This window comes from Nocardia sp. NBC_00881, assembly GCF_045207455.1.
Taxonomy (GTDB): Bacteria; Actinomycetota; Actinomycetes; order Mycobacteriales; family Mycobacteriaceae; genus Nocardia.
This window is the reverse complement of record NZ_CP108798.1, coordinates 785,478-809,830: the sequence shown is the minus strand read 5'-3', so window position 1 is coordinate 809,830 and position 24,353 is coordinate 785,478. Positions and strand designations below refer to the sequence as shown.

22 protein-coding genes are annotated in these 24,353 nt (G+C 65.7%); 7 read left to right on the top strand and 15 right to left on the bottom strand.

Annotation, left to right across the window (positions count from 1 at the left end; all coding sequences use genetic code 11):
* Positions 1 to 26: 26 nt before the first annotated feature.
* From OH799_RS03155 to OH799_RS03145, 3 genes are read right to left on the bottom strand one after another with little or no spacing between them, the layout of a single operon-like run.
* Complete coding sequence (locus OH799_RS03155; protein WP_406275454.1) at positions 27 to 1,154, bottom strand: thiolase family protein; 1,128 nt, start codon at positions 1,152 to 1,154, stop codon at positions 27 to 29.
* Positions 1,151 to 2,233, bottom strand: coding sequence for an AMP-binding enzyme (locus OH799_RS03150; protein WP_406281748.1), 1,083 nt, complete (start codon positions 2,231 to 2,233; stop codon positions 1,151 to 1,153). The genes OH799_RS03155 and OH799_RS03150 overlap by 4 nt, the downstream gene beginning before the upstream one ends.
* 34 nt (positions 2,234 to 2,267) lie before the next feature.
* Positions 2,268 to 2,852 (bottom strand): biotin transporter BioY, encoded by a 585-nt coding sequence (locus OH799_RS03145; protein WP_406275451.1) that lies wholly within the window; start codon positions 2,850 to 2,852, stop codon positions 2,268 to 2,270.
* Between the two features lie 233 nt (positions 2,853 to 3,085).
* On the opposite strand from OH799_RS03145, the gene OH799_RS03140 reads away from it, so the two are divergent.
* A complete protein-coding gene (locus OH799_RS03140; RefSeq protein WP_406275448.1) occupies positions 3,086 to 3,628 on the top strand; it encodes a hypothetical protein in 543 nt (180 codons plus the stop codon).
* A gap of 164 nt (positions 3,629 to 3,792) precedes the next feature.
* Positions 3,793 to 4,488 carry an NUDIX hydrolase gene (locus OH799_RS03135; RefSeq protein ID WP_406275445.1) on the top strand — a complete coding sequence of 232 codons (696 nt, stop codon included), beginning with the start codon at positions 3,793 to 3,795 and terminating at the stop codon, positions 4,486 to 4,488.
* A 162-nt stretch (positions 4,489 to 4,650) separates the two neighbouring features.
* Here the strand turns inward: OH799_RS03135 and gndA are convergent, their stop codons facing one another.
* Together gndA and OH799_RS03125 are read right to left on the bottom strand one after the other, a co-directional pair.
* Positions 4,651 to 6,096, bottom strand: coding sequence for an NADP-dependent phosphogluconate dehydrogenase (gene gndA / locus OH799_RS03130; RefSeq protein ID WP_406281745.1), 1,446 nt, complete (start codon positions 6,094 to 6,096; stop codon positions 4,651 to 4,653).
* 162 nt (positions 6,097 to 6,258) lie between these two features.
* Positions 6,259 to 6,936, bottom strand: coding sequence for a FadR/GntR family transcriptional regulator (locus OH799_RS03125; protein ID WP_357271053.1), 678 nt, complete (start codon positions 6,934 to 6,936; stop codon positions 6,259 to 6,261).
* A gap of 215 nt (positions 6,937 to 7,151) precedes the next feature.
* On the opposite strand from OH799_RS03125, the gene OH799_RS03120 reads away from it, so the two are divergent.
* From OH799_RS03120 to OH799_RS03105, 4 genes are all read left to right on the top strand, one after another.
* Positions 7,152 to 8,633 carry an amino acid permease gene (locus tag OH799_RS03120; RefSeq protein WP_406275441.1) on the top strand — a complete coding sequence of 494 codons (1,482 nt, stop codon included), beginning with the start codon at positions 7,152 to 7,154 and terminating at the stop codon, positions 8,631 to 8,633.
* Positions 8,630 to 9,748 carry an asparaginase gene (locus tag OH799_RS03115; RefSeq protein WP_406275438.1) on the top strand — a complete coding sequence of 373 codons (1,119 nt, stop codon included), beginning with the start codon at positions 8,630 to 8,632 and terminating at the stop codon, positions 9,746 to 9,748. The genes OH799_RS03120 and OH799_RS03115 overlap by 4 nt, the downstream gene beginning before the upstream one ends.
* A complete protein-coding gene (locus tag OH799_RS03110) occupies positions 9,748 to 11,178 on the top strand; it encodes an aspartate ammonia-lyase (protein WP_406275435.1) in 1,431 nt (476 codons plus the stop codon). Before OH799_RS03115 ends, OH799_RS03110 begins: the two co-directional genes overlap by 1 nt.
* A gap of 208 nt (positions 11,179 to 11,386) precedes the next feature.
* Positions 11,387 to 11,683 carry a putative quinol monooxygenase gene (locus tag OH799_RS03105; RefSeq protein WP_406275432.1) on the top strand — a complete coding sequence of 99 codons (297 nt, stop codon included), beginning with the start codon at positions 11,387 to 11,389 and terminating at the stop codon, positions 11,681 to 11,683.
* An 8-nt stretch (positions 11,684 to 11,691) separates the two neighbouring features.
* Here the strand turns inward: OH799_RS03105 and OH799_RS03100 are convergent, their stop codons facing one another.
* From OH799_RS03100 to OH799_RS03090, 3 genes are all read right to left on the bottom strand, one after another.
* Entirely contained in the window at positions 11,692 to 12,123 is a 432-nt protein-coding gene (locus OH799_RS03100; protein ID WP_406275430.1) for a transposase, read from the bottom strand.
* 153 nt (positions 12,124 to 12,276) lie between these two features.
* Complete coding sequence (locus OH799_RS03095; protein WP_406275427.1) at positions 12,277 to 13,317, bottom strand: LLM class flavin-dependent oxidoreductase; 1,041 nt, start codon at positions 13,315 to 13,317, stop codon at positions 12,277 to 12,279.
* Between the two features lie 44 nt (positions 13,318 to 13,361).
* Positions 13,362 to 14,381: an alpha/beta hydrolase gene (locus OH799_RS03090; RefSeq protein WP_406275425.1), complete on the bottom strand. Its 1,020-nt coding sequence runs from the start codon at positions 14,379 to 14,381 to the stop codon at positions 13,362 to 13,364.
* Positions 14,382 to 15,285: 904 nt separating this feature from the next.
* Here OH799_RS03090 and OH799_RS03085 point away from each other — a divergent pair.
* Complete coding sequence (locus OH799_RS03085; RefSeq protein ID WP_406275422.1) at positions 15,286 to 16,836, top strand: acyl-CoA carboxylase subunit beta; 1,551 nt, start codon at positions 15,286 to 15,288, stop codon at positions 16,834 to 16,836.
* A gap of 211 nt (positions 16,837 to 17,047) precedes the next feature.
* Here the strand turns inward: OH799_RS03085 and OH799_RS03080 are convergent, their stop codons facing one another.
* From OH799_RS03080 to OH799_RS03050, 7 genes are all read right to left on the bottom strand, one after another.
* Positions 17,048 to 17,632, bottom strand: coding sequence for a hypothetical protein (locus OH799_RS03080; RefSeq protein WP_406275419.1), 585 nt, complete (start codon positions 17,630 to 17,632; stop codon positions 17,048 to 17,050).
* Entirely contained in the window at positions 17,614 to 18,273 is a 660-nt protein-coding gene (locus OH799_RS03075) for a TetR/AcrR family transcriptional regulator (protein WP_406275416.1), read from the bottom strand. The genes OH799_RS03080 and OH799_RS03075 overlap by 19 nt, the downstream gene beginning before the upstream one ends.
* Before the next feature lie 352 nt (positions 18,274 to 18,625).
* The gene (locus OH799_RS03070) at positions 18,626 to 18,844 is read right to left on the bottom strand and encodes a hypothetical protein (RefSeq protein WP_406275413.1); all 219 of its coding nucleotides are present in this window, start codon (positions 18,842 to 18,844) and stop codon (positions 18,626 to 18,628) included.
* 98 nt (positions 18,845 to 18,942) lie between these two features.
* Complete coding sequence (locus OH799_RS03065) at positions 18,943 to 19,884, bottom strand: helix-turn-helix domain-containing protein (protein ID WP_406275410.1); 942 nt, start codon at positions 19,882 to 19,884, stop codon at positions 18,943 to 18,945.
* Positions 19,885 to 19,948: 64 nt separating this feature from the next.
* Positions 19,949 to 21,013 (bottom strand): fused (3R)-hydroxyacyl-ACP dehydratase subunits HadA/HadB, encoded by a 1,065-nt coding sequence (locus OH799_RS03060; protein ID WP_406275407.1) that lies wholly within the window; start codon positions 21,011 to 21,013, stop codon positions 19,949 to 19,951.
* Positions 21,014 to 21,205: 192 nt separating this feature from the next.
* Complete coding sequence (locus tag OH799_RS03055) at positions 21,206 to 22,618, bottom strand: lipase family protein (RefSeq protein WP_406275404.1); 1,413 nt, start codon at positions 22,616 to 22,618, stop codon at positions 21,206 to 21,208.
* 230 nt (positions 22,619 to 22,848) lie between these two features.
* Positions 22,849 to 24,072 (bottom strand): lipase family protein, encoded by a 1,224-nt coding sequence (locus OH799_RS03050; protein ID WP_406281742.1) that lies wholly within the window; start codon positions 24,070 to 24,072, stop codon positions 22,849 to 22,851.
* Between the last annotated feature and the right edge of the window lie 281 nt (positions 24,073 to 24,353).

The window sequence follows — 24,353 nt, the reverse complement described above, 5'->3', positions numbered from 1 at the left end:
CTCTCGGTTCACTCGCTGACACTCGCTCACGACACACGCTCCACAAGCATGGCGATGCCTTGCCCGCCGCCGATCGCACATGCCGCGAGCCCGACTGCGGCTCCGCCCTGGCGGAGCATCTGACTTGCCAACCGCACCAACAAGATAGCTCCCGACGCACCCCAAGGATGACCGAGTGCGATGGCGCCGCCCTGTGGACAGATCTTTGACTCGTCCAGTCCCACTTCATCCGACACTGCCAGCACCACCGACGCGAAGGCCTCGGTGATCTCGATGACATCGAGATCAGCCGTGTGGAATCCGGTCCGCCGCAACAGCTTACGTATGGCCGGTACCGGTCCGAGACCAGGAAAGGCAGGGTCGGATCCGGCCACCGCGGAGCCGAGTATTCGCAGCGCCGGCAGCCCCGCTGCCCGCGACGCACTGGTGACCGCCACTACCGCAGCCCCGTCGGAGATGCCACACGAGTTGCCCGCTGTCGCCGTTCCGTCTGCCCCGAAACCGGGGCGCAGCCGCGCGAGCCTGGCCTCGGTCATCCCTGCGCGAATGCGTTCGTCCCGGTGCATATCGCCGATCGGCACGATCTCAGCCGAGAAGTCGGCCGCCGCGGCGAGCGTGTGCGAGCGCGCCGCATAGGCATCCTGCCGCTCACGGCTGATACCACGGAATCGCGCTAGATCGTCCGCGGCCACACCCATGTCGGGATCGGGAAAGCCTTGCGGCGCAAACGGAGCGCGGGAGTATCGCACCGGGTCGGCGCCCGGTATCGGCGGCCAGAACCGCCACGGTGCCGTGCTCGCCGATTCGACGCCACCAGCCAGAATGAGCTCGTCCGCGCCGCTGTGCACACGCCACGCCGCCTGCATGACCGCGTCGAGGCCGGATCCGCACTGACGATCGATGGTGACACCGGGAACATGCACTCCCAAGCCGGCCTGCAATGCCGCGATTCGGGCCGGATCGCCGCCCGGCCCGAGGCAGTTGCCGAGGACCACATCGTCCACCTCGGCGTCGATCCCGGCACCGCGCAGCGACGACAGCACGTCGCGCAGCACAGGGGCGGCCAGATCAGTGGTAGTCAGATCGGCGAACCCGTGTCCGGCGTTGCCGATCGGCGTTCGACGCGGCGCTACCAGAACGGGAACATGGTTCATGTCAGCAAGTCTTTCAGGCGACCACGGGCAACCTTGCCGTTGGCAGTCCGCGGCAGCGACCTGAGCAGCATCCAGCGACGGGGAATTGCCTCCCTCGTCAGCACCCGACGTGCCCGCGAGCGAACATCATCGAGCCTCGCGGCGCCATCGAGTTGCACTGCCGCCGTGACGATTTCGCCGAACACGGCATGCGGAGTTCCGATAACGGCCGCGGCCGCGACGCCCTCGAGCGTCTCGAGGATGCGCTCGACATCCTCGGCGACCACCGTGGTGCCGCCGACATTGATCGCATATTCGCCCCTGCCCCGGACGGTCAGCTCGCGGTTGTCCCCGAGCTCCGCGAGGTCGCCGACGCCGAACCACTCCGGCGCTCCGATCACACGGTAGGGGGACCGGACGTAGAGCAGCCCACCGCGAACGTCGGCATCGACGCCGTCCACCAGTCGAAGCGGCTCGGGCACGCGCCGCGCCGCGACAAGCGAGACTTCCGCGGACCCGTAATACTCGATGATCTCGATGCTCGCCGCCGCTGTCCGAGCGCCGTCGTCCAGCGCGATGCCCGCAACGATCGCGGTACGCAGCTTCGGAGCACCACGGACCACCTCACGCAGGACAGCGGGGACAGCGTGCACCACCGTGGCCTGGGACAGGTCGTCGGTGACGCACGCACCTCGCCACAGCGCATGCAGCGCACCGAACAGATGCATCGTCGCGTGTAACGGGCCGGTGATCAGCACACGGTCCGCGGGCTCGACGCCGGTGATCGTGGTGAACGCGGGGAAACTGTCGAACCAGGATGCCGCCGTCCGGGCCAGAGGCTGTGGACGTCCGGTGGAGCCCGACGTCGCCACCAGCAGAAACGCTGACGGCGGAATGCTCGGGCGGTCGGGACGTGCATCGGGGTTCTCGACTACCGCCGGGACGCCGCGCCGCGCCGCGGCACAGACGCAGATCAAAGCGTCCGGAACCGCGAGCGCCGACGCGTCGTAGACGACCGCGTGCGGTCCCTGCCGGTCGATCCACCGCTCGATCGCATCATCGAGTTGCCGGTAGGTGTAGATGCGGCCGTCGAAGTCCATCGCGGGCTGATCGCCCCCGCCGCCGAGTTCGAGACTATGCACCGATCACACCGGGGTACGCACGGTGTACTCCCTTGGCGACCACAGTCGCGACGGCAACTTTTACCAGGTCGCCTGGAATAAACGCGAAGTTGGTGGTGGCGGCTGGACCAACCGCGAGGTCTGTGCGGAGCACGAGCCCGATGGTGCCGAAGAGATAGACGATCAGAATCCCGCCGACCGCGTTGACGAGCAGACCGAGAACAATCGGGTATCGCGGTAAAATTCGGCCGGTCAGCAGGCCGATGAACAAGACTGCGGGAATCCAGCCGATGAGGTAACCAGCACTGGGCCCTGCCAGCGCGGTCAATCCGGTACGGCCACCGGACAGCAGCGGCAAACCGATCATCGTCAGCGCGAGGAAGACCACCACGGCCGCCGTGCCCTTGCGGCCCCCGAGCACCGCGCCGGCCAGGATGACACCGAGGGTCTGCACGGTGATCGGCACGCCACTGAATCCCACTGTGATGGCGCCGGGCAGACCCAACGCGGCGATCAGCGCCGCGAACACGGCGATCTGCGCCATGTCCCGCGCGGAAATTCCGGCCTGCGACTCCCGAGAGTTCTCGACACCCTCCACGACGACATCCTCCGCTACACAACTTGAACGACGTTCAAGATAGCAAACCGCACGGGTGGCGGGCCGCCCGAATCCGGTTTGCGGCACCGATGCGCAAGCTCTGCCGGACTCCTAGACTTGGAAACTGCGGCACGGTCGACCATCGAGGCGCCATCGCGACTCAACGGCCGGCGTATCTAGAAGTCCCGATCCAGCCAAGGCCCGAATTCGCTCCCGTTCCCGGAGGAGGCCACATGTCCGATCCGTCGCACATGAAAGTCTGCCTGTTCGGCCGGGGGTGCACTTGTCCCACCGTCACGCTGTTTCTCGCCCCCGAGCCCCTGATCCCTGGCGGCAGCATATTGCACCTACTAGAACAGGCGCCGCTCGCCGACGACACAGCCGCGCCGAGCCTCGACGCAGGATTGGTCGAGTCGGTGCAGACCGAGTCGGCTTCCGCCGATCCAGGATGGCTGGTGCGCATCGAGTTCCAGGCGTTCCGATCCGATCTCCCGGACCCCGGCACGGTTCGTGCCGTCTTGCACGATCATCACATCTCCGACACCGCACCGATAGGTCTGGACGTCGGCGACCCCGCCGAACTGACGCGGCTGGCGCTACTCCCGGAGCGGCTCATCGGATTCCGCCGCACCGAGGACTTTCAGCAAGACGCGACACGCAGCGCGATGTTCACGGTATACCGCCATTTCGAGGTCGATCAGCGCATCCGCCTGATGTACCACGGCTTCGCCGATCCCGCGACAGGCTGGTTCACGCTGCGCACCGCGATCGCCTGAGCGCTCGGTACCGGACTTCCGATCAGGGCCTGCGGTGTCCCGTCGACGGACGCGCATGGCTGTAGCCAGTCCGCCCATCCGCTCCTCGGTCCGACCGGTGCCAACTCGCGAAGCAGGTCCAGTGCCCGCGCCGATCACTCGCGCGGTGGGGCAAGATCGACGATATGGGCTCCACCCCGGGACAGCGTCTCCCCGAGAAGATCAATGACTTCCGCGTGCTCGCGAACACCCGGCTGGCCGATTTCCCACGCATCGACATTCCGGATGCTCCGGGTACTCGCCGCGCGGCGGTTCTGCTGTGCGCGGTTGAACTGGACGGACGGCTGTCGGTGATCGTCATCAAACGGGCTTACCGTGGCCGCAACGCCGGCCAGTGGGCACTGCCTGGCGGCCGACTCGACGAAGGCGAGACTCCCGAACAAGCCGCGATGCGCGAACTACACGAAGAACTCGGCCTGACAGCAGATCCCGCCGATCTCATCGGCAAGCTCGACGACTTCCCTGCCGCATCGGGATTCGCGATCACCCCGATCGTCATGGCGCTGACCGACACCACCGATCTATGCCCCAGCCCCGACGAGGTCCACTCCGTACACCTGGTCGATCTCGCTCGGCTCGCCGCCGAGGACACCCCGCACTGGGTCCACGCCGACGACGCAGTACGACAAGCAGTACTTCGCGACAACGCCCCGCCGACCGACGAAACCGGCCTTCTCCAAATGCGACTCGGCCCGAACATGACCATCCACGCGCCGACCGGCGCACTGCTCTGGCAATTCCGCGAGATCGTCCTCCTCGGCCGAACCGCATCCACCGCCCGAGTCGCCCACTTCACCCAGCCCGATTGGACCCATCGCTAAGCCGCGATCAACCGGACATGGCTACGGCTGTGCACCTGCGCACTGTCGCTCGAGGCGAGACCGTTCTGCGGTGCTTCGGTGAATTCCACCGCGATGTTCGCTGCGGATGAAGTGGGCGAACAGGGTCGTGGCCCGGTTCAACGGCACTATGCCGACGTGGTGTCAGTCTGCGGAGACTTCGCTGCGGTCTCCGCTCCAGAGGGTGTGGAACTTACCGTCCGCGTCGATGCGCTCGTAGGTGTGCGCACCGAAGAAGTCGCGCTGGCCCTGGGTGAGGGCGGCCGGGAGCCGCGCGGCGCGCAGGGCGTCGTAGTACGACAGCGACGATGCGAAGGCAGGCACTGGAATTCCGAGCAGGGTGGCGGTGGATACGACTCGCCGCCAGCTGTCGATGGCCGTTTCGATCGCGTCGCGGAAGTACGGCGCGAGAATCAAGCTCGGCAGTGCGGGGTTCTCGTCGTAGGCATCTTTGATCCGGTTCAGGAATCGAGCCCGGATGATACATCCGCCGCGCCAGATCGTTGCCAAGTCGCCAGGGTGCAGGTCCCAGTTGTACTCCGCACTGCCTGCGGCGATCTGGTCGAAGCCCTGCGCGTACGCGACAACTTTCGACGCGTAGAGAGCCTGCCGAATGTCTTCGGTGAATTGCGCTGTGTCGGTGGGCTTTTCACCGAGTTTGCCCGGAGCGAGGCCGGCCGCGGCTTTCCGCTGCTCGCGGGAACCGGACAGTGCTCGCGCGAATACCGCTTCGGCGATCCCTGTCACCGGTACACCGAGATCGAGGGCGGCCTTCACAGTCCAGCGACCGGTGCCCTTCTGCTCAGCCGCGTCGACGATGACATCGACAAGCGGTCGGCCTGTTTTCGCGTCGACCTGATTCAAGACCTCGGCCGTGATTTCGACGAGGTAGCTTTCCAAGTCTCCAGAATTCCACTGGGTGAACACCTCGGCGATCTGCTTCGCACCGAAGCCGAGCGCATCGCGGAACAGATGGTAGGCCTCGCCGATGAGCTGCATATCGGCGTACTCGATGCCGTTGTGGACCATCTTGACGAAGTGCCCGGAGCCATCGGGGCCGATATGTGTGCAGCACGGCGTCCCGTCGACGTTCGCCGCGATCGATTCCAGCAGGGGTCCGAGCGAGTCGTACGACTCCTTCGGACCGCCGGGCATGATGGCGGGACCGTTCAGCGCACCCTCCTCGCCGCCGGAGATGCCTGCGCCGACGAAGTTCAGTCCACGCTCTTTCATTGCGGCTTCACGCCGAATGGTGTCGGTATAGAGCGCGTTACCGCCGTCGATGATGATGTCGCCCGGCTCCATGGCAGCGGCGAGCTCCTCGATGACGGCATCTGTCGGATCGCCCGCCTTGACCATGATCAGCACCCGGCGCGGCTTCTCGAGTGCCGCGACGAACTCTTCGATGGTTTCGGTGCGCACGAAGTCGCCGTCCGCGCCGTGTGCCTCGAGGAGTGCGTCGGTCTTGCCGATGCTGCGGTTGTGCAGCGCCACCGTATAGCCATGCTTGGCGAAGTTTCGGGCGATGTTGCTACCCATGACCGCCAGGCCGGTAACCCCGATCTGTGCGCGCGCTGTAGAGGACGCCATGAACCCGCTCTCTTCGTTCGATAGATGTAATTGGGTGACCGCGCGACGCTGCGCGGCGGCATCGTGGAGTTCTTCCACAACACCTCGACCTTTCTACCCCTTACCCGCACGGCAATGAACGAGCGACGTCTCCTGCCGGCCGTCTTGCCATTGTCGCCGTGATCACTCGCCGATGCGGCCCAGGGTCTCGGCTACTCGCGCCAGATGCTCGGCCATCGCCGAACGAGCGCCCTCCGGCGAACCCACCTCGATAGCCCGGACAATGGCCTCGTGTTCCCGATCGGAATCGGCGCGGCGGTCTTGGGTCAAGTTGAGGAACTCCGACTGGATGTCCAGCGCTCTGCGGGTGTCCGCGACCAGGGTGGCCAGCATCTTGTTTCCACTGGCGGCCGCGATCGCGGTGTGCAACTCGCCGTCGTATCGGACCCATTCATGGTCATCGGCGGCGACGGCAAGTTTGCCGAGTATCTCGTCAAGCCGCTGCAGTTGATTCAGTGAGCGACGTTCGGCCGCGAAGCCCGCGGTGGGGATCTCGATGAGCTGGCGAGCCTCGATCAGGTCTTCGGCATCCACACCGGCGAACGTCAGTTGCGAGCTCTCCTTCTTGGAGACGACGAAAGTGCCTCGACCGGTTCGTGTCTCGGTGAGGCCCAAAGTCGCGCAGGCATGCAGCGCTTCCCGGACCACCGGACGGCTCACGCCGAACTGTTGAGCCAAGGCGAGCTCGGCGGGTAAGCGGTCGCCAACCGCATATTCCTCGCTTTGGATCAGGCTTTTCAGCCGACGAAAGACCGCTTCTGTGGCGCCGATGCGCTGGACCCGTCCTTCTTCGACCGTCACGTGACCCAGTATGGAGATCCGCTGTTATGGCGTCAAAACGCTTCGTCCAGCACGTATTGGCAGCGGAAACTCCCGCGTTGACAGCGGGTGTGACCTACGTTACCGTATTCCTGTCTTACAGCCTGACAGCATGGCAGCTTTACTGACCTGCCGCTCTCGATGAGGGGGAGCGGCGGGCTGTCTCGGAGGCTGAAGCAGGCCCAAGGAAGGTTTCGATGACACACCACGATGAACTGTCGGCCCGGCCAGCCGCGACACCGGCACCGAAGCTCGACCTCGGCGATGTCGGCTATCAAAAACGGCTGCGCAAGCGCCACATGCAGATGATCGCGATCGGCGGGTCGATCGGCACCGGACTATTCCTCGGAGCCAGCGGCCGCATGGCACTCGCCGGCCCGTCATTGGCCATCGTCTACATCGTGTGCGGCATCTTCACGTTCATGGTCGTGCGCGCGCTCGGCGAGTTGGTGATGTACCGCCCCTCCTCCGGGGCGTTCGTCTCCTATGCGCGCGAATTCCTCGGCGAGCGCGGAGCATATTCGGTCGGCTGGCTGTACTTCCTCAACTGGTCGACCACACTGGTTGCCGATATCACCGCCGTAGCGCTGTACGCGCACTTCTGGTCGCTGTTCGTACCGATACCCCAGTGGGTGCTCGCACTCATCGCGCTGGCTGTAGTCGTGGGACTCAACGTCGTGTCGGTGCGACTGTTCGGTGAGCTGGAGTTCTGGTTCGCGTTGGTCAAGGTCGGCACCATCGTCGTCTTCATGGTGCTGGCCGTGGCATTCATCGTCACCGGCACGTCCGTCGACGGAAATGTCCCCGGCATCTCGATGATCGCCGACAACGGTGGCTTCTTCCCACGCGGTCTTGCTCCGATGCTGACGATCGCGCTCGGGGTGGTGTTCGCATTCGGCGGAACGGAGATGATCGGCGTGGCCGCTGGCGAATCCGACAACCCCGGCGCCGTCGTTCCGAAGGCGGTCAACTCCATCATGTGGCGGATCATCCTGTTCTATGCCGGCTCGGTTGTCCTCTTCACGCTGCTGCTGCCGTGGACGGCGTACTCCCCCGACGAGAGCCCATTCGTCACGGTGATGAGTTCGATCGGTATCCCGCACGCTGGTGACGTCATGAATCTGGTGGTTCTCACCGCCGCGCTGTCGAGTCTGAACGCGGGTCTGTACGCGACCGGTCGCACCCTCCGGTCGATGGCCGTGGCCGGGACGGCGCCGCGCTTCGCCGCGCGGATGAACCGCCATGGTGTTCCTTACGGCGGGATCTTGATCACCAGTTCGGTCGGCATCGCCGGTGTTGTGCTGAATCTGCTCATGCCGCAGAAGGCATTCGAGATCGTGCTGAACCTAGCCGGGCTGGGCATCGTCGGCACCTGGGCATCGATCATGATCTGTCACTGGATATTCGTGCGGAAATCGCAGCGGGGCGAGTACCGTCGACCGGATTTCCAGCTGCCCTTCGCGCCGGTCCTCAACATCTTGACCCTCGGATTCCTGGCCATGGTCGTCGGACTGATGTTCTTCGACGCCGAGATCGGGCGAATCACCCTCGCGGTGTTTTCCGTCCTCGTCGCCGCCATGATCGTGGGATGGTTCCGAATCAGGGGCCGTCTCGATCCGGACGTTCTCGGCCCGGTTGACCGGCCCGGCGCGGCGACCGCTGGAGTGCTGGGCGAATGACCTATCGAGAAGCCCGTGCCCACGAGGATTCAGCGCCTGCTCCGGCAACGCTTGCGGCACATCACCACTCGGCATTGCGGGTCCGTATCCTCTACACCGGAGGCACCTTCGGGATGGCCGATGGGGGCGCGGGTTTGCGCCCCCGTTCGGGGATCGGCGACGAAATCGCCGATATCATCACCCGATTCGAGGATGCGGAGGGCAGGTCGGTCGAGTTCCGATATGCCGAATTCGACCGCGTCATCGATAGCGCCGATGCCGGCCCCGAGACCGCATGCCGAATTGCTGAGTGGGTCCGGTCCGGCACCGAATCGGCACAGCCGGATGGTGTCGTCGTTATCCACGGGACCGACACGATGGCCTACATGGGTGCCCGCATGGCGTTCGAATTGCGTGAGATCGATGTTCCGGTCGTGCTGACCGGCGCCCAGATACCCTTGGGCCACCCTGGCAGCGACGCGCGAGACAACCTGCACCTGGCATTGCATTCGATTGCCGCGCAACCAGGTCCAGGGACATTTATCGCATTCGGCTCGACACTGCATCGCGCCGTGCGAGCCAGCAAACGCGCCTGCGACAACTACGACGGCTTCACCACACTCGGCGAATTCGCACCGCCCCCGTCCCCGCCTCCGGCACTCGCCACGCGGAGACACAGTGCAGCGACCCGCTTGCCGGTCGGGCTGCTCACTGTATTTCCCGGCATGCATGCCGACCTTCTCGCCGCAGCAATTCGTCATTACCCCGGCGGGATCATCCTCGAATGCTATGGCTCCGGCACGTTGCCACTGGACGGGTCAGAAACAATCGAGGCGATTCGGAGCGCAACTCGGCACGGAACGCCGGTCGTCGTCATCACCCAGTGTGACAGCGGTTCGGTTGATCTGGAGCGATACCTGCCAGGACGAACTCTGCTGGACGCGGGCGCCATCAGCGGAGGAGACATGACCAGAGAGGCGGCGCTCGCCAAACTTGGCTACCTCGTCGATCTCGGGCTCTCCGGTCGACAATTGCACCGTTGGATGACGACCAACCTGCTCGGCGAGTTGTCGAAGCTCGCCGCGCCCACAGCAATCCATAGCCAAGACACCTACCTGACTGCCTGGAGTCGATAATGACCGACAGCACCCGCACCGAACGTGACTCCCTGGGCGCCCGCACTGTGCCCAGCAGCGCTTACTGGGGCATCCACACCGCACGCGCGCTGGACAATTTCGCCATCACGGGCGACAGCATCGGACGATACCCCGCGCTCATCATTTCGCTCGCCGCGGTCAAGCAGGCTGCCTGCCGTGCCAACCGAGAACTCGGCATCCTGGACGCCCGACGCGCCGACGCGATCGAATCAGCTTGCGACGAGATCAGGGCCGGCGCGCTGCACGATCAATTTCCTATCGACCCGATCCAAGGCGGCGCGGGAACTTCGACGAACATGAACACCAACGAGGTCATCGCCAACCGGGCGCTGGAATTGCTCGGCCACGACCGTGGAAGCTACGCCGAACTCGATCCGCTCGACCATGTCAACCTCGGGCAATCCACCAACGACGTTTATCCGACAGCCATCAGACTCACTGTCGTTCAACACATTCGGGAACTCGTCGCCGCCTTGGGCCGGCTCGCGGACACATTCGGCGGCAAGGCGACCGAATTCGCCGATGTCATCAAAATGGGCCGTACCCAGTTGCAAGACGCCGTGCCGATGACGCTGGGACAGGAATTCGACACCTTCGCGGTCATGGTGCGCGAGGATCGCGACCGGCTCGAGGAAGGCATCGCACTGCTGTGCGAAAGCAATCTCGGCGGCACCGCGATCGGAACCGGAATCAACGGCCATCCGCGCTACCCCGCACTGGCATGCGCCCACCTGGCCGAGCTCACCGGAGAGCTCGTCATACCAGCGGCCGACCTGATCGAAGCGACCCAGGATTGTGGCGTCTTCGTCCAAATCTCCGGAATCCTCAAGCGGGTCGCGGTCAAGCTGTCGAAGACGTGCAACGACCTGCGTCTTATGTCATCCGGTCCCACAACAGGTTTCGGTGAAATCAACCTGCCCCCGGTACAAGCGGGGTCATCGATCATGCCAGGGAAGGTCAACCCGGTCGTCCCGGAGATCGTCAATCAGGTCGCGTTCGAGGCCATCGGAAACGACCTGACCGTCACGATGGCCGCCGAGGCCGGGCAACTGCAACTCAATGCCTTCGAACCGATCATCGCCTACAGCTTGCTGCGCACCACGACGCACCTGACCGCCGCCGTCGAGGCGTTGGCAACCAGATGCGTCGCGGGCATCACCCCTAACCGCGACCACTTGGAACAAGGGGTCCGACGCTCCATCGGCATCGTCACGGCCCTGACCCCGCACATCGGATACGCCGCCAGCGCCCTTATCGCCAAGCAGGCGCTGCAAACCGGAGAATCTGTCAGTGACATCGCGATCGAACTCGGACTCCTCGCCCGAGAAAGAATCGACGAAATCCTCGCGCCACGCCGACTCGCGGGCATCACCGCTCCCTCGGCGGAAACCACCGGGCCCCGCGAGTAGCCCATGTCGCCGGTGGTAACACAGGACATCGCCATCCTGCGATTCGATCTCCACGACCGATGGCTCGCCGGCCTTGCCAGAGCTAGTGCCTTGTCTCGAAAGGTTGACGAGGTAATTCGAGTGATCGGAAGGTCGCTTCCCCCGGTTGGCGGTGGACGGCTGCGCCCAGGTACCGGTATACGCTCGGCCGATGGATTCGACTGTTTACGTGATTGCCGATGTGACGTCCAGCCCGGAGAACGCCGATCGGCTGGGCGAGGTGATCCAGCAGTTTGCGGAGGTCTGCCGCACCGAGCCTGGTTGTGTCGATTATGACGTCTTTCGGTCGGTCGAGCAGCCCGAGCGGTTCGTCAGTATCGAAACGTATGCAGATGCTGAGGCATTCGCAGCACACCGGGATTCAGCGCACTTCCAGGAGATCGGTGCGGCTGAACTTCTGCCCCTCATTACGTCCCGCGATGTACGGACATTCACGGGCTCAGAGTCGGTTGCGCCGAAGCGCTAGTGCCTGTGTCAAGCAACGTTGGCCAGGTAATCGGGTAATCGGATCTTGGAGTTGACGGCGAATTCGCGCTTGGGTTCGGCGTGTTGGTTGCGCCAGCGGATGGAGGCGCCGATGGCGTCGTCCTGCTCCCCGTGGCTGCGGTGGTCGGTGCCGTTGAGCGCGATGTAACGCAGCGCGGCGAACTCGGACTCGATCCAGTTCAGCCAGGACGAGTAGGGCGGTGTGAACACCAGCTCAACGTTGTTTGCCGCCGCCCATTCCCGCACTTCCCGGCGTTTGTGCGGCGAGAAGTTGTCCGCGATCACGTACAGCTTCTCTGCCCGCCAGCGGGCAAGCAGGATCTCGAGGAATGCCAGGAACTCCGTCCATCGCTTGCGATCTCGGATCCGGTAGTACATCTGGCCGGTGGCCAGGTCGAGCGCACCGAACATGTGCCGCACGCCCGTACGGGAACGTGCCTACACCGCAATTCTTCCTCGCCATCGGCTTCGTCGGCTTGGGCATCGCGACACTTACGCTGCAGCTGACGTAGCACCGGGCCGGGTTTGCCCGGTACCGCGATGTGTCTGCAGTGGCTGGCGAAAGATTTCTTGTCAGGCCGCCGTGCCGGGCTGGCGCACGTCGGCGCGATCGCGCGACAGGCCGGTGAGCCGCGCCAGCCTGCGGTGCGATTCCAAGCGAACGGCACGGTCGTAGGTACTGGTGTGCACGAGGATCTCGTCGGCGCCGGTCCTGGTCACCAACCGCTCCAGCTGATCGGCGACCTCCTCTTCAGTGCCGTGAATATGACCGCGCAACGCTTCGTCGAGTATCCGGCGCTCCCGGTCGGTCATGGTGAGCGCTTCGATCTCAGAGGGCGGAATCAGGGTCGGGAATGTGCCGTGGGTACGTGAGTACGCAGTGGACCATGCCTCCGGCAGCAGCAGTCGATGCGCCTGCCGAGTGGTATCGGCGATGACGACCGAACCCGAGACCATCACGTAGGGTTCGGCACCGGGGGTTGCGGGACGGAACCCGGCCCGATAGCGCTCGATGGCCGCGATCATGCGGTCTTCGCCGCCCACGGCAGCGATCACCAGCGGGAGTCCGAACCGAGCGGCACGCTCCGCACCGGATCCGGTCGCCAGCAGGAACGCCGGAATGCGCAGCCCTTCCGTCGGCCAGGCGTGCACGCCCTCCTGCCCGCCGTGAGCGAAGTACGCCAGCAGCTCGGTGAGCTGGGCGTCGAAGTCCTCGGCGTCGCGCTTGTCATGCCCGAGCGCTCGCCGCACGCCGTTGGTGAAGCCGACCGACCGACCCAGCCCCATGTCGATGCGTCCCGGATACAACGACTCCAGCACGCCGAACTGCTCGGCCACAATCAGCGGCTGATGGTTGGGCAACATCACTCCGCCGGTACCGATCCGGATCCGTACGGTCGCGGCGGCCGCGGCGGCCGCGAGCACGGTGGGCGCCGAGCCCGCCACGCCGGGCACGCTGTGGTGCTCGGACACCCAGAACCGGTGATAGCCCCACTGCTCGACGAGCCGGGCGAACTCGACGGTCTCCCGCAGCGCCGCAGAATGGCTCTGGCCGCGCCGGACCCGCGAACGGTCGAGGACGGAGAACCGGATAGAGCGAAGTGCCGAGGTCATACCGGTGTCAACGCCACGGTGACGCACTGATTCCGCGGCGCCGTTCACTGGGACTTCGACAGCTCCAGCGCCTGCGCCAGCACCTGCCACGCCTTCGGCAGTTGCGCCTCGAAATCCGGCCAGGTGTGCATTCCGTCGGCCGTGTACTCCACGGCGGCGGGAATTCTCAATGCGGCGAGCCGAGCGGCGAACAGCTCGGTGCACGACCGTGCCCCAGCCTCGAGCGCCGCGCCGCCGCCCGCGGTCGCCAACGCGTCCACGATCGTCGACGAGTTCGCCACCGCCATCAGGTCTGCGCCGGTGGGCAGGCCGGTGGCCGCCGAGAGGTAGATCGCGGTGCCGCGCAGCGCTTCGGCGTTCAGCACACTGTCGTGCGCGGCCCATTCGGGTCCGACCGGCGGACCCCAGAGGTTGTCGACGTCGCCGCCACGTGAGGCGACCGTGATCGTGGTGACGGCGTGACCGAGCGGGTCGGCGGTGGAGTAGCATCCGCTCATCCCGGCGACGGCGCGGTACCAGCCAGGGTGGCGCTGGGCCAGCATGATCGCGGCCTGCGCCCCCATCGACACGCCGGCGATCGCCCGCCTGCCGTCGGAACGCAGCAGCGATTCCACGATCGGCGGAAGCTCGGTGGTGAGGAAGGTCTCCCAGCGATTGAGCCCCAACTGGGTGTCGTGACGGACCCAGTCGCTGTACATGCTGCCGGTGCCGCCGGCGGGCAGCACCACGTCGACCGGTTTGTCCGCGAAGAACTCCGCTGCCCTGCCCTTGGTCAGCCAGGCGGAGGTGGCGTCGCCATCGACGCCGTCGAGCAAGTACAGGACCGGCCGAGGCGCCGCTCCGCTACCGCGCAGGACGTCGACGGTGATGACGCGGCGCATCGCCGCCGAGGCGATCGACAACCGCTCGCGCTGCGGCGCGACCTGCTCGAGCGAGACCAGGCCGGTCCGGGTCATGTCCGGATCGACGACGGGCGGCGGCGTGGGCGGCGGCACCGGATCGGCAAACACGGTCGCAGCGCTCACCGAGGCGATGACCACCATCGCCGCCACCGTGATCAGCACTCGGAGACTCATCCGGCCGCAGGAGCCCGTTCTGCCTGTCTGGCCCCGGCGTACTCGCTGTGCTCCTCGAACAGCCGTGTACGGACCTCCAGCTGTTCGAGCCACGATGGTCACAGGTACTCCTTTGCGCACTCCGAGACATCAGGGCGCAGTCGACGACAGCGACCAAATGTCAGGCCGAACGCCCTGACTACCTGATCGTTGGGCGAGGTGACAACAACCATGGGGCCCTGCTGAGGCAATCCACAACCGCTCGAATCACCGACGGCCGCTGCCAGCGCCCTTGTCGTGACACCGCCGGGCACGCCATGGCCGGGGTACCCCGCCGAGTGTGCGAGTTTCGATGCCGGCGCCTCGGTACTCGCGCTCAGCTGTATGCCCGTCATGCCTCCCGAAGTTTAGCGACGGATCGTGATGGAATCGAGATATGCTGGAAAGTATCAGGAAGTCATCAGAGTCGACATTCGCAGTTGGCTGAACCACAAGCACTCGAGCAGATCCGAGGCACTCGGCGCGTCGGACTGTCACAATTTCCGCGGCGCCTCGTTTCGGCCTCGTGAATTTCCTATCCTGGCGATTTCGTGGGTTTCCGACAGTGCGTGACGCAACGACGACCACGCATTCCGGTGGTCACCATAGAGACGTCCGACGGCCGCGGATAGGCCCCCCGCGACGGCGTAGGAACCATTCATCGGCGCGACGGTGCGCGACTGGTAAGTTGCACAAATCGCCGCGCGCCGCGGCGCCGATGCGGCTCCTGCCGTGAGCCACGGGCGTGGCGGGCAAAGCGGCGAGCCGTCCCATGAGATCATCCCAACGCGTGTGCAGCAGGACTCACCACCGATAACATCGAGCGCCGTGCCCATACGGCGAGGCGACGAGTTCGAAGGGCGAAATACCACAGATGAGCGGTACGCGAGAAAAGCTGGACGAGCTGCGAGGGATCCTCGAGCTGGCCGAAGAACCCGCCGGCGAAACCGGAATCGCGAAGCGCAAGAGCAAGGGCATTCCGAGCGCGCGGGAACGGGTACGCGCACTGCTCGACCCGGGCAGCTTCGTGGAGATCGGCGCCCTGGTGCGCCAGCCGGGTACCTCCGATGCCATGTACGGCGACGGCGTGGTCACCGGCCGGGGCCGCATCGACGGCAGGCCCGTCGTGGTGATCGCGCACGACCAAACCGTGTTCGGCGGCTCCGTGGGGGAGATGTTCGGCCGCAAGGTCGCCAAGGCGCTGGACTTCGCCACCGACAACGCCTGCCCAGTGGTCGCGATCAACGACTCGGGCGGCGCTCGCATCCAGGACGCGGTCACGTCGCTGGCCTGGTACGCACTCATGAGCCGCCGCCAGGAACGACTGTCCGGTTTCGTGCCGCAGGTGTCGATCATGCTCGGCAAATGCGCGGCGGGGTCGGTCTACGCTCCGGTCAATACCGACATCTTGATCGCGACCGAGAAGTCGTACATGTTCGTCACCGGGCCGGAGGTGATCAAAGAAGTCACCGGTGCGGAGGTGACCATGGAGGAACTCGGCGGAGCGCAGGTCCAAGCAGCCAACGGCACCATTCATCACGTCGCCGCCAGCGAGCAGGACGCGTTCGATTGGGCCAGAACATATTTGAGCTACCTGCCATCGAGCTGCCTGGAGCAGGGACCGATCGTCAACCCGGGCATCGAGCCGGAGATCAGCTCGCACGATCTGGAGCTGGACTCCATTATCCCGGACTCGGACCGGGAGGGCTACGACATGCACGAGATCCTGCTGCGCCTGTTCGACGACGGCGAGTTCCACGAGATCAGCGCCGCCACCGCGCAAAATCTGATCACCGGTTTCGCCAGGGTGGATGGACGCAGCGTCGGCGTGATCGCGAATCAGCCGCTGGCCCTCGGCGGCGCCATCGACGCCAAGTGCTCAGACAAGGCGACGCATTTCATCCGGCTGTGCGACGTCTACGGGCTGCCGTTGATCTTCGTCGTCGACACCCCTGGCGTGCTGCCCGGTGTCGAGGAAGAGCGTAGCGGCGTGATCAAGCGCGGCGGGCGGTTCTTCCGAGCGGTGATCGAGGCGACCGTCCCGATCGTCACCGTCGTGGTGCGCAAGGCCTACGGCGGCGGTTACGCGGTGATGGGCTGTAAGCAGCTGGGCGCCGATATCAGCCTGGCCTGGCCCACCGCACGGATCGCGGTGATGGGCGCGGAGAGCGCCGTGAGTATCGTCGGCAAGCGCCAGCTCGCCCAAGTGCCCGCCGAGCAGCGGGAGGCCGCGCGGGACTTCTTGATCGACCAGTACAACACGACCGTCGCCACGCCGTGGATCGCGGCCGAGCGTGGCTATATCGACGCGGTGATCGAGCCCTCCCGGACCAGACTGGAGATCCGCCACGCGCTGCGGCTGCTGCGCGAGAAGGAGGCGAGCGTGGAGCCGAATCCGCGCAAGCACAGCCTCTTCCCGGTCTGATCCGATCCCACCGCGCCAAGCGGTTATGTTGTGTCACACCAGAACCGGCTGCCCATCGTGGGATGTCCGGTGATCGACACCGAACCGGGCGCCCCGGGGCCCTGATGTGCACAGCGTTGCCGGACCTCTTCGCTCGCCGTGTTGTGGGCTGGCCCGCGACCTGCCCGCTGCGCCCGTCTCTACCAGCGCTGCGGGCACGCCGCGCTCCTGGTCAGCCATGACTACCCCAGCTGAGATCGGCGGCCGTCCATTCCGATTCCCACTTGTGCAGGCGCCGCCGGTCCAGACCGCGACGCAGCAGGAAGTAGCCGCCCGTGAGCACGACAAAGACGCCGAGCGCCGCGCCCGAGGTGAGCAGGACCGCCTTGCTGGCCGCCTGGGTCGAGGACGGCGGCTCCACGATGGTGCCACCTTCGTTCGACCAGATCGAGACCGTGGAACCCGGCTCGACGACGGTGGTCGACTGGTAATCGCCCGTGTGCGTCACGCCGTCGGTATCCTTCCAGGACACCCGCGCGGGCATGATCGGCGCGTACAGCGGCGCCTTGCCTGTCTCGATCACGGTCGCGTCGACCTGGTGCAGCTGCGCAGTTCGAGCTTGCACCGCTGCCGTTTCCGTGCGATACACCCGACCACCGACCGTCATGGCAAGCACCGGAACGACGAGCACAAACACCAGTGCGAGAAACATCGCGACCCCGGCTTGCAGGCGGTCTTCCTTCCGTCGCAGCGGATTACGGTCCAGCCCGACGCGTCGGCACGTCCGGCGGTACATATTCACCGACCCTGTAGACATGACGGTGACTCCTCGTTCCGGAATTCGGTTGTGATAGTGACGAGGGTGTCGAAGAACTCTTCGACGAGAGCAGACAGGCCCATCGGGTCCGGGCCCGCCGCCCAGGTTTGCAACGCGGCGAGCAGCATGCCCGCACCGGCGCCTACCGCGGCGGCCGGACGTGGATCCGTCAGCGGATCCACCCCCAGCCTCGCCGCGATGATCCGTACCGATTCGCGCTGCCCATCGATGCGGATGCGCTGATAACCGGCGAACAGCTCGGGCTCGTCCTCAAAACGCTGAAACAGCGCCCAACGCCGCGCCAGCAAAGCCGCGCGGGCTCCGCCGTATTCGGTGGCCAGCCAGTCGTGGACGGCGTGGTGATAGGCGGTCAGCGGCGGCTCGCCGATCGGGCGGCGGCGCAGGGCTTCGTTGAACAGGTGCACATCCTGGTCGACGTCGCCGAGAATCGCCTCCTCGATGGAGGCGAAATGCCTACTGAAGGTGCGCCGGGTGACGCCGGCCCGCACCGCGATGTCCTCGACAGCGACCGCCTCGAGCCCCCGCTCGGTGAGCAGATCGAAGGCGGCACGCGATAGCGCCTGTCGACTACGCCGCGTGCGCAGCCGACGACCATCGAGATCGACACCGTCGTCGCTCATGTTCAAAGGCTACCACCTTATTGTCTCATTGGGACAATACTTTGCCCTTTCTTCGCTTGCACGACGCGGCTGGCTCCGCCGGGGTGAGTTCAACCCTGCTCAGCACTCCGCTGTCGACGTAGCGTCCGATGGCACGAGTATTCGTCTCGGTTGTCACATGCCCAAGTTCAGCGACACCCAATCAGTCGCCGAGCTGTTCGGCGTGGTCACCGCGGAGACGCGCGAGGCAGAGACCGCCGGATTCGTGATGGACCACGTCTATCAGCCGCCCGTTATCGGCAGACCAGACGAGCCGAGGCCGGATACATGTACGGGTCGGCGATCTTGTCGAGATAGAGCGCGCGCCAACCAGCTAGCTGGAGTAGTCGATGCGGGGTAGGTCTGTCGCGGGGAAGCGCAGCATGAGGAACGCGCCGTCGGGGCGAGGACAGCCGCGCTGACGCGGTCGGTCGGGATCTGGATCGGTATGTGTGGTTTGCGCCTCCGCGCGCAAAAGCTCGTCGCGCTGGACGCGCCAGACAGCGGAACCACCGATCCTGCCGCGCAGCGCGCCTCTTCGACGATCAGCCATCAGCTGTGGGGCTCCGGCCGGTGCCGAGCTCGCGACGCAGGCGAAGGACGACGCGGCACCCGATCGACTTCGACCGATTGGGCGCGCTCGAGCCGCCGTCAGATGTCGGACGGCTGATCCAGAGTCGATGGATGACGTTCCCGCAGTGCCTCGATGAGTTGGCTGGTGTATTCGGGCGGCGCGGCGTGGACCGAGAGAAGGTTCGCGACCGCACGGTACGCGGCGAGATCGGCGTTCTTGTCCAGATAGAGCGCACCGGTGAGCTGCTGGAGATAGACGATGTCCGGCAAATCCGGCTCGGCGAAGCGCAGCATGGTGAACGCGCCGTCGGCGAGCGCGGGCCCGCCGACATGGTCGGCCAGCACCTGCACGGTGATGTTCGGTCTGTCCGTGGCGCGCAGCACGTGGTCCAACTGCGCGAGCCACACCTGCGATCCGCCGATCCCGCGGCGCAGCGCAGCCTCCTCGACGATCAGCCACAACTGCGGCGGATCCGGTCTGGTCAGGATCTCCTGGCGGCGCATCCGCAGCGCCACCCGCCGTTCGATCGATTCCTCGTCCTCGTTCGGGTGCGCGAGAACCATCAGCGCGCGGGCGTAATCCGGAGTCTGTAAAAGCTCGGGGACCACACGCGGCTCATAGCAACGGATCAACTGCGCAGCCTGTTCCAAGCCCAGGTAGGTGTCGAACCACTTCGGCAGCCAGTCGGTATCACGATGCCACCAGCCCGACGTGTTGGCCTGCTTGGCCAGCTGCTTGAACTCGGCGCGCTCGTCTTCGTCGATGACCCCGTACAGATCGAGCAGATCGAGCAGGTCGCGCTCCCGGAATCCGGTGCGGCCCAGTTCGAGCCTGCTGATCTTGGAATGCGAACCCCGGATCGCCTCGCCCGCGTCTTCGAGCGAGATGCCGCATGCTTCCCGCAGTCGCCGCATCCGCCCGCCGAGAATCATCCGCAGGACAGTCGGCCCACCCTCGTCAGCCGGAGTTGTTCCGCGAGCGATGGATTCGTTGTGATACCGCACTACCGAAGCACGCATTCCACGAGTCTTGCATGTGCGTTGTTCACATTCCAGATCGAAACCGCTCGGTCCGAAGAAGGCGCTAGCGCAACAGCACCTCCGCCGTCGCGCGGCCGAACAGCTTGTGCCCGTGGCAGGTCGCAGTCAGTGCGATGGCGGCGGATCGGCGGATCGGGTCCAGTTCCTTGACGCGGCCGCGGAATTCGATCGCGCTGGCCTTGTCCGCCGGCACCGGCGCGAACCCGGCGAATCGAACTCCGTAATTCGTCACGGCGGTCGGATCACCCAGCCACTCGGTGAGATACCCGGCACCGAGTCCCATCGTCAGCAGCCCGTGCGACACCACATCGGGCAGGCCCGCCCTGCGCGCGACGAGATCGCTGAAGTGGATGGGATTCGAATCACCGGAAACTCCCGCGTAATTCACCAGGTCACCCCGGGAGAGGACCATCGTGCGCGGGGTCAGTTCCATACCGACCGACAGCTCCTCGAAAGCGAATACAGTACGCGGCGTCCTGCGCCGCTCGTCCGGATCAGGGTGTGCCACGTGGTCGAATCGCTCCACCATGCCCGCGTGCTCGTCCCTGGCACGCGCGGCCGCCGCGTCGGACCGGTCGCCGGCCGACTGTCCGGTCATGATCACGCCCGCGACCGCCGCGCGCAGGTCGGTGGCGATTTCGACCCCGGTCTGCGCCACCGCCGTGGTGTGGGTGGTCTGCAGCACCTCTTTGTGCTGGTTGCTGAGCACGTTCTTGGTGACCATGAAGTCCTTGTCACCGAACTGCCGGAACGACTCGATATAGGAGTCGCACCACAGCTTGTCGCCCGCGACAATCGGCCGATGCACCCGGATGGACTGTTCGGTCTGCAATACCTGCCCGAGATCGTAGCCCGTGAGCCAGGACTCGAACATCTTGCGCTGCACCAGCATCAGAACGATGGAGGAGAAAGTCAGCGGCGCGACCAGCGCCTCGAAGCCCAGCTCCGCGGCGGCGCCCTCGTACCGGTGCGCCGGATGACCGTCCTGCACGGCCCGCGCGAACTCCCGGATCTTCTCCCGTCCTACCTCATAGTGCTCGGTCATGCGGAAATGCCGCCCGACCAGCGCCGTGGCCTGTTCGGACGCGGTGGTCGTAATGTCGTTCATCTGCCTCTTTCACGAATCCGGCGTCACCCCGCCTGGACCGGCCCACCGTACCGAAGCCGCGACGACGACGCACTGCCGCCCCGGACAGTTCGGACATCGCAGCAACCGACCGACCGGGACCGGGCCGGGCATCAATCGTGGTAGTCCGGCACACCGCAACATCGGATGTCCCCGGGCAATACCGGCGAACCGTCAGCACTCGCTCGGCGCAGGCACTCCTCGCAGCCGATCGTCCAGCCAGAGCATGGCCTCCGGATAGCCGAGAGCCGCCGCGACGATGTGCTCGCCGAGCACACTCCGGTACACCGCGGGAACGCCCAGACGGCACTGTTCACGATAGAGATTACGCGCGCCCTCGGCGGGGATCCAGAATTCCTGCTCCCCGTTGTAGATGTACAGGGGGGTCGCCGACTTCATGTCGGCCATCCTGGTCACGCGGTAGATGTCCGTGGCCAGATCCGAATGCAGTGGATCGGGAATGTTAGCGGCGATATCGATCGGCAGCATCAGCACGCCGACCACTCCGAAGCTGCTGCCACAGAGGTCCTTCAGCCGCGACGTGGCCGCCCACTGAGCGAGATTGTTCATCCTGGCCAGGATCTCCGGCCGTTCCCGGCCGATCCCGAACACCGCACCCATGAACACCGCCGAGGCGAGATTGCCATTCATGCTGCGGGCCAGGATCTCGTAGTCGGCGGGCACGCCGCCCAGCGCGGCGCCGACGATCACCTCCGCCAATTCCGGTGCGTAACTGGAGATCAGCTTTACCGCACCGTGCGTGGCGATGGCACCGCCGGAGTACCCCGCCATGCCGAACCGACTGGCGCCGAACTCGTCCGGCAGCAGTCCGCGGACGGCTCTGATCGCGTCCAGCACCGCGTGACCGGCCACGACCGGTTCGGCATAGGCCATCGAGGGGCCCTCGTGGTCCGGGATCAGCACGGCGTACCCACGCAGCGCCGCCGCATGGGTGGTCGGCGGGACGAAGTCGGTGAAACTGGTGTCCGAATTGGCTCCGTGCGCGAGGGTGTATCCCGGAGTACAGGTGCGGCCGAGCGCGTCGATCGGCAGGTTGTTCACCACAACCGGCCGGGGGCCGGGACCCGGCCAGGCCGCGGTGGGAACGATGAGCGTAGCCGTGGCGTAGGAGGGGGCGCCATGGGCGTCCGCGGTCCGGTACTTCAGCAGCAGAGCCCGCTGGATCGGCATCAGCATCAGCGGGGCGGTTGTCGCGCTGACGTCGCGGTAATCGATGACCTGTCCCTCGGTCAGCTCGCCGAGATTCGCGGGCCAGGCGTCGAACATCGGATCACCGATCGGCGCGGGCAGGGTGGCTTTGCGAAGCGCCGCCAGCGAGGGCGATAGCGTGGCCGCCTGCTGAGTCGGCGAAATCGGGTCCGGCACAGGTGTGATCGGTGGTGGGGGGATTATCCGGTCGATGAATTGCTGCAGGCCGGGTAGCAGTCCGCCCGGCGGCGGGAACATGCCCGACACGTCGGGCACTGCTGGCGCCGGTGGCGTGGGCAACGGCTCGGCGACGGCCTGCCCGGCCATAGCCGGACAAACAACGAGCAACGTGACCGCGATGGCACGTAAGCATCTCATGGCACATGCCTCTGGGTGCGACGTCAGGTTCGTCTGGCGCCCGGGCAACGCGGCCTTCGGCCCCCGAAAATGCCCCCTATCATGCCGGGGCCAGAAGGCCAGGCTACGTCACTACACCCAACTCGAGATGCAAAAGCGCTCGAGTTGTGTATGTCGCGTGTCCATTTCGCAACAACCGAGCCGAGACCGCTAGGGGAGAAGGGGCCGACTCGGTCGTCACGTACGGTTGGTCAGCAGTTGTTCGGAGGGGGCTCCCCGCGGAAACGGGCGTCCAGCCAGCTCAGTGCCGCCGGGATGCCGACCACCGCCGCGGTGAGGTGGTCGGGTACCGGAATCTGCTCGGTCTGTACCGTGGCACCGGCGGCACACCAGCGCTTATCGGTATTGACCACAGAGTCGATCGGGATGAGCCCGTCGATCGGCGAATGCCATTCGAACACTGGCGTCTTGGGCACGCCGTCGTAGAGCTCGAGACTGTTCTCCTCGACCACGGCGCGGGCGGTGTCGTCGTTGATCATCGAGGTCGTTTTCGCGAAGTCCAGCGCGCCGCGGCCCGCGCCGGCGGCCAGGATGTCGTTGGTGCAGCTGTTGGCGATCTGCGTGCGGGCGGCGAGGCCGCGGTCGTTCAGCTGCTCGCTGAGTGGGAATCGGTCCGGATACTCGCGCTCCAAGCCGAGGCCCGCGGCCAACGCGAGCCCGAACACCGGGTGCGAGTTCAGCCCAAGCGTCTCGAGCATCTTCACCAGGTTCATCGGCACGCCACCCACGGCCGCGCCCGCGATATTCAGCTCCGGCGCGTATTTCGGCTGCAGGGCAGCCGCCCACGCGGTGGCCATGCCGCCACCGGAGTAACCGACCATCGCCACCGGGCTCTGCTGTACCTCCAGGTCGGCCACCTGCTTCACCGCACGGACGCTGTCCAGGGTGATCTGCCCGCCGAGTTTGGCTGCGCCGTAGGCGAAGTTGGGACCGAGGTGGTCGGGCAGCACGACGCTCCAGCCACGGGCCAACAGCACATTCCAGCCCGGCGCCTCGCGCACGATCAGGTTCGGGTCTCCGGTATAGAGCACGCGGGAAACCGAGCACTCCGCGCCGAGACCGTTGATGATGTGCTGGAATGACAGCAGCGGCCCATCCTTGCGGTGCATCTTCGGGGTGAGGACCGTGGTGGTCGCGGCGATCGGCTTGCCCTCGGAACTGGTCGACCGGAACCGCACCACGGTCACAGTGGTGTCCGGGAAAATCATCAGTGGGGGCATCACGCGGGTCGCGATCACATCCCCCGGCTTCTTGTCCGCGATGTCCGCGGGGGTCGCGTAGAAGGGGTCCGGATCCGCCGCAGGATACAGCGGCGCGCCGACGGCCGCCCCGGCCATACTGGCAACCAGCACGAGACCCGCGGCCACCGCACTGAACGCTCGTGCGAGGCGCCGTCGCCGCACTCCCCTACCCATCGACCGTGGGCCCTGACTCATCGACGTGTGCCTCCTGCATCGTTCAACGCTGTGCTCATCCTCGACAACAGCGCGCGCGCAGGGCAGCTGCCGACGCGAACGTGTTGACAATTCACAAGTTTCGGGCGACCGACCTGTGACCGTAGTGTGCCCCCGCCGGTGACTCTACCTCGGTTGCCGTGTGCCCGCGCTGTGACAAATCCAGCCGATTGCCTAGAACATGTTCTCAGCAATGGTGGGAGCTTACCGTCGGTCTTAACGGCGCGCCGCCGCGCCGGCCC

Coding starts and splice junctions, on each gene's coding strand:
- gndA (WP_406281745.1), bottom strand. CDS start 6,096: ATGGCGTCCTCTACAGCGCGCGCACAGATCGGGGTTACCGGCCTGGCG.
- OH799_RS03070 (WP_406275413.1), bottom strand. CDS start 18,844: ATGGCTGATCGTCGAAGAGGCGCGCTGCGCGGCAGGATCGGTGGTTCC.
- OH799_RS03075 (WP_406275416.1), bottom strand. CDS start 18,273: ATGAGCGACGACGGTGTCGATCTCGATGGTCGTCGGCTGCGCACGCGG.
- OH799_RS03140 (WP_406275448.1), top strand. CDS start 3,086: ATGTCCGATCCGTCGCACATGAAAGTCTGCCTGTTCGGCCGGGGGTGC.
- OH799_RS03120 (WP_406275441.1), top strand. CDS start 7,152: ATGACACACCACGATGAACTGTCGGCCCGGCCAGCCGCGACACCGGCA.
- OH799_RS03065 (WP_406275410.1), bottom strand. CDS start 19,884: ATGCGTGCTTCGGTAGTGCGGTATCACAACGAATCCATCGCTCGCGGA.
- OH799_RS03050 (WP_406281742.1), bottom strand. CDS start 24,072: ATGGGTAGGGGAGTGCGGCGACGGCGCCTCGCACGAGCGTTCAGTGCG.
- OH799_RS03150 (WP_406281748.1), bottom strand. CDS start 2,233: ATGGACTTCGACGGCCGCATCTACACCTACCGGCAACTCGATGATGCG.
- OH799_RS03115 (WP_406275438.1), top strand. CDS start 8,630: ATGACCTATCGAGAAGCCCGTGCCCACGAGGATTCAGCGCCTGCTCCG.
- OH799_RS03060 (WP_406275407.1), bottom strand. CDS start 21,013: ATGAACGACATTACGACCACCGCGTCCGAACAGGCCACGGCGCTGGTC.
- OH799_RS03085 (WP_406275422.1), top strand. CDS start 15,286: ATGAGCGGTACGCGAGAAAAGCTGGACGAGCTGCGAGGGATCCTCGAG.
- OH799_RS03155 (WP_406275454.1), bottom strand. CDS start 1,154: ATGAACCATGTTCCCGTTCTGGTAGCGCCGCGTCGAACGCCGATCGGC.
- OH799_RS03135 (WP_406275445.1), top strand. CDS start 3,793: ATGGGCTCCACCCCGGGACAGCGTCTCCCCGAGAAGATCAATGACTTC.
- OH799_RS03080 (WP_406275419.1), bottom strand. CDS start 17,632: ATGTCTACAGGGTCGGTGAATATGTACCGCCGGACGTGCCGACGCGTC.
- OH799_RS03055 (WP_406275404.1), bottom strand. CDS start 22,618: ATGAGATGCTTACGTGCCATCGCGGTCACGTTGCTCGTTGTTTGTCCG.
- OH799_RS03095 (WP_406275427.1), bottom strand. CDS start 13,317: ATGACCTCGGCACTTCGCTCTATCCGGTTCTCCGTCCTCGACCGTTCG.
- OH799_RS03110 (WP_406275435.1), top strand. CDS start 9,748: ATGACCGACAGCACCCGCACCGAACGTGACTCCCTGGGCGCCCGCACT.